At 42.7% G+C, this 14,120-nt stretch carries 9 protein-coding genes; 2 read left to right on the forward strand and 7 right to left on the reverse strand.

Annotated elements, in window-relative coordinates; genetic code table 11:
* Together H8S51_RS11605 and hypB are read right to left on the reverse strand one after the other, a co-directional pair.
* Positions 1-2,730: an FAD-dependent oxidoreductase gene (locus tag H8S51_RS11605; protein ID WP_186900463.1), complete on the reverse strand. Its 2,730-nt coding sequence runs from the start codon at positions 2,728-2,730 to the stop codon at positions 1-3.
* A complete protein-coding gene (gene hypB, locus H8S51_RS11610) occupies positions 2,727-3,407 on the reverse strand; it encodes a hydrogenase nickel incorporation protein HypB (protein ID WP_118210622.1) in 681 nt (226 codons plus the stop codon). The genes H8S51_RS11605 and hypB overlap by 4 nt, the downstream gene beginning before the upstream one ends.
* A 335-nt stretch (positions 3,408-3,742) precedes the next feature.
* On the opposite strand from hypB, the gene H8S51_RS11615 reads away from it, so the two are divergent.
* Positions 3,743-4,195, forward strand: a complete 453-nt coding sequence (locus tag H8S51_RS11615; RefSeq protein WP_186900464.1) for a TspO/MBR family protein — start codon at positions 3,743-3,745, stop codon at positions 4,193-4,195.
* A gap of 94 nt (positions 4,196-4,289) precedes the next feature.
* Here the strand turns inward: H8S51_RS11615 and H8S51_RS11620 are convergent, their stop codons facing one another.
* The 3 genes from H8S51_RS11620 to H8S51_RS11630 form a co-directional block, all read right to left on the reverse strand.
* A complete protein-coding gene (locus H8S51_RS11620) occupies positions 4,290-5,150 on the reverse strand; it encodes a carbohydrate ABC transporter permease (RefSeq protein ID WP_186900465.1) in 861 nt (286 codons plus the stop codon).
* 5 nt (positions 5,151-5,155) lie between these two features.
* Positions 5,156-6,070: a carbohydrate ABC transporter permease gene (locus H8S51_RS11625; protein WP_241070695.1), complete on the reverse strand. Its 915-nt coding sequence runs from the start codon at positions 6,068-6,070 to the stop codon at positions 5,156-5,158.
* A 260-nt stretch (positions 6,071-6,330) separates the two neighbouring features.
* Positions 6,331-7,767, reverse strand: coding sequence for a type 2 periplasmic-binding domain-containing protein (locus H8S51_RS11630; protein WP_186900181.1), 1,437 nt, complete (start codon positions 7,765-7,767; stop codon positions 6,331-6,333).
* A 223-nt stretch (positions 7,768-7,990) separates the two neighbouring features.
* Here H8S51_RS11630 and H8S51_RS11635 point away from each other — a divergent pair, with 223 nt between their 5' ends.
* Positions 7,991-8,731: a helix-turn-helix domain-containing protein gene (locus tag H8S51_RS11635; protein WP_186900180.1), complete on the forward strand. Its 741-nt coding sequence runs from the start codon at positions 7,991-7,993 to the stop codon at positions 8,729-8,731.
* Positions 8,732-8,747: 16 nt separating this feature from the next.
* Here H8S51_RS11635 and H8S51_RS11640 read toward each other — a convergent pair whose 3' ends face one another.
* Both H8S51_RS11640 and H8S51_RS11645 read right to left on the reverse strand, forming a co-directional pair.
* Positions 8,748-11,456: a GH36-type glycosyl hydrolase domain-containing protein gene (locus H8S51_RS11640; protein ID WP_186900179.1), complete on the reverse strand. Its 2,709-nt coding sequence runs from the start codon at positions 11,454-11,456 to the stop codon at positions 8,748-8,750.
* Between the two features lie 104 nt (positions 11,457-11,560).
* Positions 11,561-13,975, reverse strand: coding sequence for a GH36-type glycosyl hydrolase domain-containing protein (locus tag H8S51_RS11645; protein ID WP_186900178.1), 2,415 nt, complete (start codon positions 13,973-13,975; stop codon positions 11,561-11,563).
* Between the last annotated feature and the right edge of the window lie 145 nt (positions 13,976-14,120).

Consider the following 14,120-nt stretch of genomic DNA (forward strand, 5'->3'; position numbering starts at 1 on the left):
TTATTTCTCCTTTTTCCCAAAACGGATCTTCACTTCACGTTTTAACATATAAGGAAGAATTGCCTTCATCTTATCCTCTGCTTTTACCATGCGGCTGCACTCCGGCAGTTCACGGTGCAGATGGATCGCATCAAACTCACATTTTGTTGTGCAGACACCGCATCCGATACACTTGTTCGGATCCACCACGGAAGCACCACAGCCAAGACAACGCGCTGTCTCGATCTTCACCTGCTCCTCGGTCAGTGTCTTATGTGCATCACGGAAGGATCTGTGTGCATCAATCTTATCATCCATTGCAGGACGCTGTCTCTTTGCATTGTCATATCCTTCGAGCGCAAGATTTTCCTTATCCAGTTCGATAAACTGACGGCGGTTTCTTCCGATCGTCATGCTCGCATTTTCATGGACAAAACGGTGAATGGACTCTGCACCTTCTTTTCCGGCTGCGATCGCATTGATTGCAAAGCTCGGTCCGGTATAGACATCTCCACCAACAAAAATATCCGGTTCTGCAGTCTGATAAGTAAGCGGATCTGCCACAGCTCCGTTTCCTCTTCCAAGTTCCACTTTTGAACCTGCTAAAAGGTCACCCCAGAGGATACTCTGTCCGATACTTAAGTAAACATGCTCACATTCCACAGTCATCGTATCATTCTCATCAAACTGAGGGTTAAAGCGGCCTGTCTCATCTTTAACAGAAAGACATTTTTTCAGCACAATGCCGCGTACTTTGCCATTTTCTGTTAAAATTTCTTTCGGACCCCAGCCACAATGAACGGCTGCGCCCTCTCCTTTAACTTCCGCCACCTCATCTTTTGATGCCGGCATCTCTTTTTCGGACTCCAGGCAGAACATGGAAACTTCATTTGAACCACAGCGTGCTGCTGTACGTGCCACGTCAATTGCAACATTACCGCCACCGATGACAACGGATCTGCCATCCACACGATAATCTTCATTTCCACCGGATACGATATGTAAGAAATCAACTGCACTCATCACACCGTCTGCATCCTCACCCGGAATACCTGCTTTACGGCTTCCCTGACATCCAATTGCGATATAAAATGCCTGATATCCCTGTGCACGCAGCTCATCTAATGAAATATCTTTTCCAACTTCCACGCCGCATTTAATATCTACGCCAAGTTCACGCATTACTTCAATCTCAGCATCCACAACATTTTTCTCTAATTTGAAGGAAGGAATACCGTAAACGAGCATTCCACCCGGACGTTCATTTTTCTCAAATACAGTCGGTTTGTAACCTCTGGCAGCCAGATAAAATGCACAGCTTAAACCTGCAGGGCCACCACCGATGATCGCGATCTTCTGTGGGAAAGTTCCACGGTTTGACGGCTGTACGACTGGTGGAATATAACGCGTTTCTGCCTTTAAATCAAGTTCTGCGATAAATTTCTTAACATCATCGATCGCAACCGCCTGATCTACGGTACCTCTTGTACATGCATCCTCACAACGATGGTTGCAGACACGACCGCAGACTGCCGGAAATGGATTCTCCTTTTTGATCAGAGCAAGCGCATCCGTATAACGTCCCTGTGCTGCCATTTTTAAATATCCCTGTACTGCGATATGTGCCGGACAGGCAGTCTTACACGGTGCTGTTCCGGTATCATAGCAGTTGATACGGTTATTATCACGGTAATCCATATCCCATTTTTCCGGTCCCCATTTGGTATTATCCGGCAGTTCGTGTTTCGGATATGTGATAGCTCCGTCTTTCGTACAAAGCTTCTGACCAAGTTTTACGGCACCTGCCGGGCAGTACTCTACGCAGCGTCCACATGCAACACAATCCTTCGTCTCAACCTTTGCCACATAAGCAGAACGCGACATATTCGGCGTGTTAAATAACTGTGAAGTACGAAGCGCATTACAGATATTTACATTACAGTTACAGATAGCAAAAATCTTGTCCTCGCCGTCAATATTTGTGATCTGATGGACAAAACCGTTGTCCTCTGCACGCTGTAAGATCTCCATTACCTTTTCACGTGTGATATAATGTCCCTTATTTGTCTCAACCAGATAATCAGCCATATCGCCGACACCGATACACCAGTCTTCCGGATCATCCGCACATCCCTCGCCTAAAACACCGCGTGAATAACGGCAGGAACATGGACCTGCTGCGTATTTTCCGTCATATTTATCCAGCCAGTGGGAAATATGCTCGACACTGACAGACTCATTCTCTGTCTCGATCGCTTTCTCAACCGGAATAACATGCATACCGATTCCTGCGCCTCCTGGCGGTACCATCGGTGTTACTTTCTGCAATGGTAAAAATGCCATACGCTCAAAGAATGACGCTACCTCCGGGTGCTCTTTGATCTGGTCTAACTTCATATTAAAGAACTCTGCACTTCCCGGTACATACATCGGAAGAACATACTGTTTCTCATGCTTTGGATTTTCCCAGTTGTATTCCAAAAGACCGATATTGCTCATCTCCTGCAGCAATTCTTCGAGTGCTTTCTCTTCTTTTCCGGTTGCTTTTACGATCTGCGCTAATGTCATCGGCTTACGCACTTTCATTTTCAGTGCAACCTCTGCCATCTCATCGGTCACAAGTGCCTCTAAACCATAATATTCCGGATCTTCTGCTGTCACCGTATGACCGATGCGGTCAGTGATCTTCTGTCCTAATTTTAAGATCAGCTCTCTCGGCTGTTCCGGTGGTGTGTACTCAAACTTTTTCATGCGTGTTCCTCCTCTTTCCATGCAGCTGTTTCTGTTTTCAGCCAGTCTGCCCATTCTTCAATACCCTCTCCGGTCTTTGCACAGATCGGGATGATCTTTGCATTCGGATTGCGCATTAAGATATTCTTTTTACACTGTTCCAGATCAAAATCAAAATAAGGCATCACATCTATTTTGTTGATCAGTACAACATCGCAGATAGAAAACATCAGCGGATATTTTAAAGGCTTATCATGTCCTTCCGGCACAGATAAGATCATTGCATTTTTAACAGCACCTGTGTCAAACTCTGCTGGACATACCAGATTGCCGACATTCTCTAAAATAACCAGTTCCACATCATCTGTCCCAAGTCCTTTTAATCCCTGTCCCGTCATATCTGCATCCAGATGACACATGCCGCCTGTATGAAGCTGGATCGCTTTTGCTCCGGTCTTTAAAATCGTCTCTGCATCCACATCTGAATCAATATCTGCTTCCATGACACCGATCTTTAAATCATCTTTCAGTGCCTCGATCGTGCGTGTTAACGTCGTTGTTTTGCCCGATCCAGGTGATGACATAAGGTTCAGTAAGAACACACCATCTTTTTTCAGTTCTTCGCGGAGCAATGCTGCCTGCTTGTCATTGCTCTCGAAAATACTCTGTTTTACTTCCAGAATCCGTACATTTCCCATTGATAATCTCCATTTCTGATGTAACATTTTTGTTTCGTCTGTTACTTATAGATAAATTCTATCATTTAATAGTGGTGATGTCAATAAATTCTGGTCATACCAGTGTGCCAATTATTTATATTTTGTTTAGAATTATCTTTTTTCTTCCATTTCTTAAACAATTTTCTGTCTGCTCGCAAACCCATCCTTCTTAAATTCTGAATTTAACATCTCTGCTTTCACCGGCGTCACACGGATCAAATGCATCGGCTGCGGTAATTTTTTCAGTGCATCTATTGGAATCTTTTTAAATTCTGCTGCCGCAACATATTCGTCCGAAAATGGCTCTATGATCTGTGCTTTGCCTGATTACCTGCATTGCCATACCACTTGCTGTCGGCGCACTGGCATCTCTTCTTACCAAAAACAGCATGGAAAACTTTGCAATGCTAAACAAACCTGCTTTTGCTCCACCGGGTTTTCTGTTTCCGGTAGTCTGGACAATTCTGTATGTTCTGATGGGAATCGCATCTTATCTGGTGGTCACATCACAAAAGCCCACTGGTAACGCTCTGACCGTATACGGCATCCAGCTTGTGTTTAACTTTTTCTGGTCCATTTTCTTTTTTAATTTTGGGCTATGTCTGTTTGCTTTTATCTGGCTCGTGCTGCTGTGGCTTCTGATCTTATTGACAGCAATTCTGTTTTACCCGATTTCAAAGCCAGCCGGATATCTGATGATCCCCTATCTGCTTTGGGTGACTTTTGCAGGATACTTAAATCTGGGGATCTGTCTGCTGAACGGATAAGCGCAACAAAAAAGCCTGCTGGCTTTTTTTTAAGTCAGCAGGCTCTTGCATCATTCATATCCTGTTTTTTATTTCGTGTCTTATTTTTTATCACTTACCCCTTTACACTACCAAGAGCAACACCCTGTACGATATGTTTTGATAAAAACAGATATACAATAATAACCGGGAAGATGGAGAATGCGATCATCACATATACCTGCCCCATATCAAATTTAAGCCAGTCAGCTCCACGTAACTGCGCGATCAAGATAGGCAGTGTCTTTTTCTTGTCATCGTGCAGGATCAATGCCGGTGTGAAGTAGTTATTCCAGCTGCTTACAAAAGTAAAGATCATCTGTACGGCGATCGCCGGCTTCATTAATGGCATTACGATAGAGTTAAATGTACGAAACTCCCCGGAGCCATCAATGCGGGCTGCCTCGATCAGTGACAACGGCAGTGTGCTCTCCATATACTGTTTCATATAGAAAAAAGTAACCGGAGCTGCAATTGCAGGCACAATCAGAGGAATAAAAGAATCTTCCAGATGCATACCAGATACAAGTTTGATAAATCCAAGTGCAGTTACCTGTGTCGGAATCATCATAACCATTAAAATAAATGGATAAATATATTTTTTCAGTTTGAAATCATACGCATGGATCGCATAAGCTGTCATCGTTGAAAAATACACACCAAGTACTGCACCGCATGCTGAAATGATCAGGCTGTTGAACATACCATTCCAAACCGGAAGTGTTCCGTTTCTTAAGTTCTTCCAGTTTTCCCACAAATGACTGCTTGGAACCAGTGTAAAACCGGACTGCATCTCACCATTTGATCTGGTTGCATTGATAAATAATACATAAAACCAGAATAAACACAAAACAGAAACAATCGCCAATACAACATATGCAATAAATCTCCTTGCATGAATACCTACGCCTTTTTTCAAATTACGATTTTCATTCATGATCTTCACCCCTTCCTCTTATCATTGCCGGTAATCTTAAATACGATCAGACTTAAAATACCTGTAATGATAAACAGAATAACTGACAATGCACCAGCCATACCATAGTTCTTACTGTAGAGATGTTTATTTAAGAACATAATCAGTGTCATAGTAGAACGCATCGGATCACCGGTTCCATTGGTTAAGATCTGTGGAACATCGAATAACTGTAAACCACCGATCAGAGATGTGATGACCACATATACAAGGATCGGACGTAACAGCGGTAACGTGATCTGCCAGAATACCTGGGAAGAAGTTGCTCCATCGACTTCTGCTGCCTCAAATAAAGAAGTATCGATACCCATCATACCAGCCATCAGAAGGATCGTTGTATTACCAAACCACATCAGGCAGTTCATCAGTGCGATCAGTCCTCTTGCACTTCCCGCATTTGATAAAAATTTATATGGTGTATCAATAAATCCGATCTGCATCAGCATTGAGTTGATCGGTCCTCCATCGGAAAACAAGGTAAAGAACAACATGGAAAATGCGGATGCCATGATCAGGTTTGGAAGATATACGACCGTTTTAAAGAAACGTGTTCCTTTTAATTTGAGACGCACATCCGAAAACCATGCCCCAAGTACAAGCGATAAAATAATCTGCGGTACGAAGCACATGATCCACAATAACAGAGTATTTTTGGTATAAATCCAGATATCTCCATCGGAGAAGAGTTTTTGATAATTTTCAAATCCGACAAACCTTGGTCCAACCTGTGTTAATCCTGACATATAGTTTTCAAAGAAACTGTTGTAAATAGTGCTGACCAATGGGATCAACTGAAAAATAACATATACTACAATAAAAGGAATCAAAAAGATATATCCCCATTTATTGTACTTTACTACCTTTCCACTGCTTTTTTTCATAACAGCCCAACCTCCTTTTTCAGAGTATATTTTCTCATCCACAGAGCTCACAGCATCCCTCACTTTTCTTCTGTGTAAACATGCTGTCAGCTTTGCGCTAATGGTTTTACATAATAAACCGCACCTGCCTTCCTTACGATCTGGCAGGCGCAGTTTCATTCATAGTAACAGAACTTAGTGTGAAAAATACATTTTTCACACGCAAGATTTGTGCTTCGCACAAACTTGTGATGCGCTTAAAAACAGCGCAAGAATGGAGATTAATATGTCAATTCCGGATATTTCTCTAAAACTGATTTGTAGAACAGATCTAATGCTTCTTCTTTCGTTGCACTTCCTTCGAAGTAGTTCTTCATTGCATGCTGGAACTCTTCGTTACAACCCTGATCGTAGGAAGAAAGATTGCTTAAATCAAGTTTGGAAACTCCTGAGCTGTAAATGCCAAGTGGATTCTGTCCGCCTAAGATCTTGCTTGAGTAAGAGCTGTCTGCCATCTCAGCAATTACGTCCTGATTGTTTACGAAGTCATCATCTTTCTCAATGATATCTTTCATAACGTCATCATTGGTTGTCATCTGAAGCATGATATCTTTTACAAGGCTCTGGTTATCAGTTCCATTGGCTGCACAGATCCATGTACCACCCCAGAAGAAGCCCTGAGGTCCTTCCGTTGCGCCCCAGCCACCATTGTAACCGATACTGCCTTCTGTATCTGCTGCCATTGAGAAGTTTACTAACCATGCAGGTCCAAAGTAGCAGAATACATTTCCTTCCGGATAGAAACCTTTCTTCCAGTCATCACTCCACAGATCATATGTTCCTGTCTCACCTGCATCTACAAGCTCTTTGGAATCATCCACCCATTTCATAATGTTGTCATCAATATTGATCTTGCCGTCAACAACCCATTTTGAAGTGACGTTATTAGAATATACACGGAAAGTATCGTTTGCGGAAGATGTGATTGTGTAACCGGCATCTTTCATTTTCTTTGCTGTATCATTAAATGTATCCCAGTCTTTTACATAATTCTGAACCTCAGCAGGATCATCCGAACCTAATACTTCTTTTGCTGCATCTCTGTTATAGAATAATACGCCAGGGCAGCCCTGCCAGGAAAGACCTTTTAATACACCGTTGGAATCTGTAACAACATCTTTGGTGTACTGGTACTGTTTGGAAAGATCAGCATCGGTAATTCCAAGATCTGTAACTGCCATTGTGTAATCTGTATCAACATATTTTAATGCGTAATCGGCTTCTACCAGAAAGATATCGATCTTGTCATCTGCTGCTGCATCTGCCTGTTTTAATAAGGTTGCATCCAGATTGTTCTGATATGCCATATCATCACTTGGGGTAATGTTCCATTTTACAATTACATCACCGATCGTTCCTGTAGTTGCATCCACCTCTGTATATCCTGGATAATGATCTGTCAGACGACTCTTAAATTCCTCGTTCCAGCAGTAAATATTAAGTACCTTTCCTTCATCAGAAGTACCTGCCTGTGCATCTGTGTTTTCTGCTTCTGTTGCCGGAGCATTTTCATCTGTGGCTGTTGCATCGCTGCCAGTTGCTTCTGCAGCATTGTCGCTCTTTGTGTCATTGCTGCCTGCTGCATTTCCGCCACAGCCTGTCAATAATGTTGCTCCCATCGCTGCTACGAGCATCATACTTACAATTCTTCGTTTCATCTACTTTTCCTCCCTTTTCGAAATTCCTCTGGAACACTTATTTTCTTTTGTGTTCCTATCTCGTTTACAAGTGATATATTAACTGATTTTAATTTTGCATTATACTAAATCGCTTGAAAAAATGTCAGATTCATGACATAATGAGACAACCAGACGAAAGATGTACAAATCTGCAAATGAAATGATATTTTCATTTGAAAACAGTACAAGAATGGAGCTAATCATGGAACTTTCAAAAGAGTGGTATCACACAGAATTAGTCAACAGTGAATACGATATGCTGCACCGTTCCCCGACGGTAGAGTATTCTTTTTATAATGCGGTCAAAACAGGGGATATGGAAACTGTGATACGGAATTGCAAAGAAGATGCTTTTATTGACCTAAAAGGTACAGGAGTGCTTTCCCGCAATCCGCTTACGAATATCAAATATCATTTTGTTGTCACTACCGCCATGATCACACGCTATTGCATTGACGGTGGATTAGAACCGGAACAGGCTTACCGCCTGAGTGATTTTTATATTTTAAAAATGGATTCCTGTACCTCGATACGCCAGGTGGCAGACCTGCATCATGAAATGGTAAAAGATTTTACCGGAAAAATGGTTCTTCAGAAAAAAAGTTCAATTCTCTCAAAGCCTGTCATGCAGTGTGTCGACTACATCTACACGCACATCAAAGAACGCATTACCATCAATATTCTGGCTGAATATACCGGGCTGTCCGAGAGTTATCTGTCCCGTGTTTTTAAACAGAACCTTGGTATATCCATCAGTGACTATATCCGTGAAAAAAAAATTGAGAAAGCGACACATCTGCTGCGCTATTCCGATAAGCCGATCGTTGATATTGCAAATTATCTCTCCTTTTCCTCACAGAGCCATTTTATCCAGATTTTTGAAAACTATACCGGACTGACACCAAAGAAATACCGGGACAAATATTACAAATCCATGTGGTGACAGTCCGGTTTTTGCACTACTCACTTAAAACAACATCAATTCTGTGACATTTCCCAGAATTGAGTGTTTCGATCACTTTCTTACTAAGCCGTACCCCATATTCCGGCTCTGTTTCTAAAATGATCTGATCATCACACACTGCCTGTCTGATCTGACCATCTCTGCTGCTCTGTTTTTTGGGATTATGCAGTATGATATGGAATTTCTTACCTGCAAACTCCAGCTGCAGCCCTGCATCGCCTTTTTCGTCAAACTGCTCCGGCAGCAGGGACGGTGCGATCACAAGGTCGCCGAGTTTTCCTTTTACGCCAAAGACCTCCGTGATCATGGTTAACATATACCAGCTTGCCGCACCTGTCAGATATGCATAAAGTCCTCTTCCATCATTATCAAAATACTCCGGCAGTCCCGGATACATTTTACTGTTTTCAAAATTCATGGCTGCATCAAGCAGTGTCTGCAGTACTTTATGTCCCTCTGATACAAATCCCCTCTGATACAGTGCATTTGAATACATGACCGCCATATGTGAAAATACTGCTCCGTTTTCCTTTTCGCCATAGGCAAATCCAAACATTCTTCCAAGATCAAATTTTTCTTCTTTAAAGTCTGTATTCAGACGATAGCCACCGGCTTTTTTATCAAACAGATATCTGTCTGCACTCTTACATACTGCTTTTATCTGTTCCTCACCGGCGGTACCGCTCATGATCGCAAACACCTGTCCGGTCAGCATCATACGGACATCCCGATCTTTGCTGTACTCGACTGCATTTCCATGATTATCATAATATCCGTTAAACCAGCCCATACCATCTTCTGCACTGATCCATTCTTTTGATCTGATATGCTGCATCAGCCACTCTGCTTTTCCAAGCAGATTTTTTCTGATCTGTTCCACTGAAATAAGGATCGTCCCGCCTTTTATGTTATGTGCACAAAGACTGGTGTATTTTTCTAACAATTCCTGTTTTTTATCCGGACTTTCATATAAATCTGTTCCGTCTGCAAGCAGATATTTCATCTCTTCCGCCACTTCGATCCTGCTGATGCCTGTCTCTGCTTCCAGATGTTTCAGGCACTCTGCAATATCTTTCAGATTTCCAGCATATGCACAGGTAAATGCCACACTTTCGCCCCTTTCCCATGCCATATCAAGCGCATCGTTCCAGTCTGCACCGTGCAGTCTCATCTCATTATGATCCCCGACATCATAAAAAGCACACAGATTCTGAAGCAAAATATGTTCTAAGATCGTTCCAAAATAAACGTTGCCGCCCTCCGTGCGCTGTTTATTTCCATACGCATGATCCCACGCATTATCATGTGCAGTACCTCTCTTTGCCTGAAGATCTTTAAAATAAGTAACTTTTTCCAGTAAAATATTAAGATCTCCGGTCTGATCCAGATATAATTTCGTTGTTACAAACGGCCAGAACGCATGATCCATCCAGACACGGGTAATGTTATTACGGTCAGCAATAAATTCTCCCTGTCTGCTTCCAATGATCGTTGCATTTGTTCCATCTATCCGGACACCGCCATAATTGTCCACAATCATCTGACGCACCACAGACGGCTCCATGATAAGCAGGGCAAGACAGTCCTGCCAGAGATCTCTCCAGCCGCGTCCGCCTTTTCCATAATCATGATACGGTAAAAAAGAGCATCCAAAGATCCTTCTTAAAACCGGCTGAAAGCAGATCCATTTCAGATAATTATCAACTGCTGTATCACCTGTTGCAAAATCGACATTTACTTTGTCAGTCCAGTGCTTTTTTACCGTTTCAAGTGCTGCTTCCACCTGCTTTTTCGTACGGTAAGCTGCTGTCTGTTTTTCGATCTGCTCCCTTTCTTCCGAAATTCCTGCGAGAATCAGATACGCTGCTGATTCCTGTGGTTTTAAAGTAACCGACGCAAAACGCATTCCTCCTGCTGCCTCTTTTCCCTGCAGTTTCGTTCCAGCCGGCACGCCATCCTTCACAGTCCGCACAGTTTCCGGTATCAGATAACTTCCGCCCTCTCCGATAAACATTTCCGTTGTCGGATAAAATGTCTCCGGTGCCTCGCCTTCTCCTGTCGACCCATAGACAAAATATGTCGTCTGGTTCTTCTGGTGTCCTCTTTCATCAAAAGAAAGTACCGGACATACTTCCACGCCATACATCTTTGTCTCGATTCTATGTAAAAGTGATGTCACATGACGGTGATCCCTGATATTGTCTGCACTCCGTCCATAAACCGGAATCACCGCCATCGGTGTGATTTTCTGCTCATACTCTGCTGTATTGGTAAGTTCTACCATCATTACTTCCATTGCACCATCTAAAGTCACAAAGGAAGTCGTCTCTGCTTTTACCCCATACTCTTTTGATATTCTTGTCAGTTTCTGCCACATAAATCCGGCTTCTAAGGTGCTTTCATCCTGATCTTTCGTAAACTTTTCCGCTTCCTGTTTTGCAGAAGAACCACAGACAGACCAACAGCCTTTATCTTCGATCCGGCACCAGAAATTTCTTGTATTGCGGTTATTATGTAAGTTTTCAATACTGACCGGTTCTAACAGAAAATGATTCTGATCTGTCTTGCTGTCCCCTCCAAGATTCGGCGTAATGCTCGATTTCAATCCCGTCTCTCCTGCCAGCGGAAGGTACAGACCACTATAATTTTCCGGATTGTGAATACGGAAAGCTCCATTTTTATCTATAAATTCAACTTGTTTCATGATACTCCTCATTTCTGCGCACATTTTCCCAGCATAACGAATTTGTGTCAGGTGCACGCTGACACAAATTCTGCGTATAAAAAGACTTCTTTACTTATTTTGTCTTATGACATGATCAGTTCCACTTCTGTTGTCTCTGTAAGTACAGACTGTGGAATATAATTGTCCTCCATTTCCTGACCATTAACGAATAGTTTTTTGTATCCGCGCTCTGCATGTCCCGGATTTTTTACTGTAATGTGCAGATGGCAGCCTCTGAAATCTTTATCGATTTCAAACATTTCCCATTCTTTCGAAACAGCCGGTGCAATGCGAAGTCCATAAAGATCCGGGCGCATGCCAAGGATTCCCTCTACACACCCTACCATAACCGTGGAAGCTGTTCCTGTCAGCCAGTGCACATGCGACCGTCCAAAATTCGGACTATCCTTTCCTTCGGTAAACTGACCATAACAGTATGGCTCTAATTTTCGGATCTCTGCCCTGTCATTCTGTGCTGCCGGTGCATTTTCCATAAAATAGGAAAATGCTCTCTCTCCATGTCCTCTCAATGCTTCCGCAAGGATGATCCACCCCTGTGACTGAGAAAAAATACCGGCATTTTCTTTGGTGCCAGCGTTATAAATAACTGCAAGCGCCCCATCAAATGCATGTGCATGATATGGCGGATCCATCAGAATTGCTCCATATTCCGTGTTTAACCTGTCATATACCTGCTGCAATGCACAGTCTGCCTGCTTTTCATCTGCAAGTCCGCTGATCACCGCCCAGCTCTGCGGATTTAACCACATGTTCGCTTCCGGATCGGTACGCTTTCCGATTGTCTTACCATCCTCTGTGAAACCACGGATAAATCTGTCCTCATCCCAGCAGAGTTTCTGGATCAGCTCTCCCAATTTTTTCTGCTCTTCATTCAGAAATGCAATATATGCCTCATCTTTCTTATATTCTGCAAAAATACGCAGGATCGTCATCGCATAATAAAACTGCAGGGCAACAAATGTTGATTCCCCATCTTTTCCAAGACGCAGGCAGTCATTCCAGTCTGCATAAAGCCCTGCCGGCAGTCCATGCCCTCCAAGATGTTTCATGGAAAAATCTATTGCACGCTTCAGATGCTCGTAAACCGTTCCCTCGTCTTTATTCGCAAACGGGATCACCTCATCGATAAACGCCACGTCACCGGTTTCCGAAACATATTTGTACACGGTTGGGAACAGCCAGAGTGCATCATCCGCACGATATGCAGGATGCCCTGTCTCCTGTACATAAGAGGCATCGTCCGGTGTATCCTCATGTCCCGGATTATGTGTAAATTTGACTAATGGCAATCCGCCTCCATTGTCCACCTGGGCCGAGAGCATAAAGCGGATCTTTTCGACTGCCATCTCCGGTGCAAGATGGATCACGCCCTGAATATCCTGCACGGTATCACGGTAACCATACCCATTCCTCAGTCCACAATAAGTAAAGGATGCAGCCCTTGACCAGATAAATGTCATAAAACAGTTATACGCATTCCATGTATTGAGCATGGTATTAAATTCTTCACTCGGTGTCTTTACCTGAAAATGAGAAAATTTTTCATGCCAGTATGCGGTCAGTTCCGCAAGTTCTTTTTTGCACACTTCTGCTGTATTCCCATATCCTGCTATGATTTTTGCCGCCTCATCATCCTCTTTCATTCCGACTAAAAATGCGATATTCTTTGTCTCCCCCGGATTCAGATGCAGTACCGTTGAAATAGCACCACAGCCGTTTTCATTGTAATTCCCTTTATTATTTAAAACACCATCTTCCACACCTTTGGGATTCCCATATCCATGATATCTGCCAAGGAACTCTTCCTTATCGCCACACCAGGATGTTACGGCTGTGCCCGCAAGTCCAAAGAACCGGCTCACCACGGTCTTATGGTCAATTTCTTTTCCTTTTTCAATCATATCAAGATTGGCATGGATCATCTGGCGCACACGGTTCTCACAAAAAACAGTCCTTGTGATGAACTGTGAATACTGCAGATTGACCTGATCCTGTTCATAATTGCTGTTATTCGTAAACTCTGCATAACCGGTCACAGTAAGTTTTCTTTCTTTTTCAGAATCATTGGTAACACTCAGATTCCAAACTTCATAAGACTGGTTTAACGGTACATAATAACATACCTCAGAACTGATCCCGGCATATGCCGCTTTCATTTTTGTGTAAGCAGTCCCATGATGGCACTCGCTCTTATAATGCTCTAAATCTTTTCCCACCGGCTGCCAGGAAGCTGACCAGTAATCTTTACTCTCATTGTCCCTGATGTAAATATATCTGCCCGGTTCATCAAACTGGTTAAATACATATCTTAAAATTCTTCCGTTTGCTCCGGATTTTGCAAAACTATATCCTCCCGCATTATTGGATATGATCGCTCCATACTCCGGTGATCCTAAATAATTTACCCATGGTGCCGGTGTGTCCGGTCTTGTGATCACATATTCTTTTTTATTTTCATCAAAATATCCGTATTTCATAGTAACCTCCATTCTTGTCTCAGTCTTTTTTCTACTGCCATGTTATATTAACAATAAAGGTTCTATGAAAATGGTTATACAAAATACGTCCTTAAAATAACAGATTCATGACCTGTTCTTCCGAAAATATATGAGATACGATTTT

This window comes from Roseburia rectibacter (genome assembly GCF_014287515.2).
Taxonomy (GTDB): Bacteria; Bacillota; Clostridia; order Lachnospirales; family Lachnospiraceae; genus Roseburia; species Roseburia rectibacter.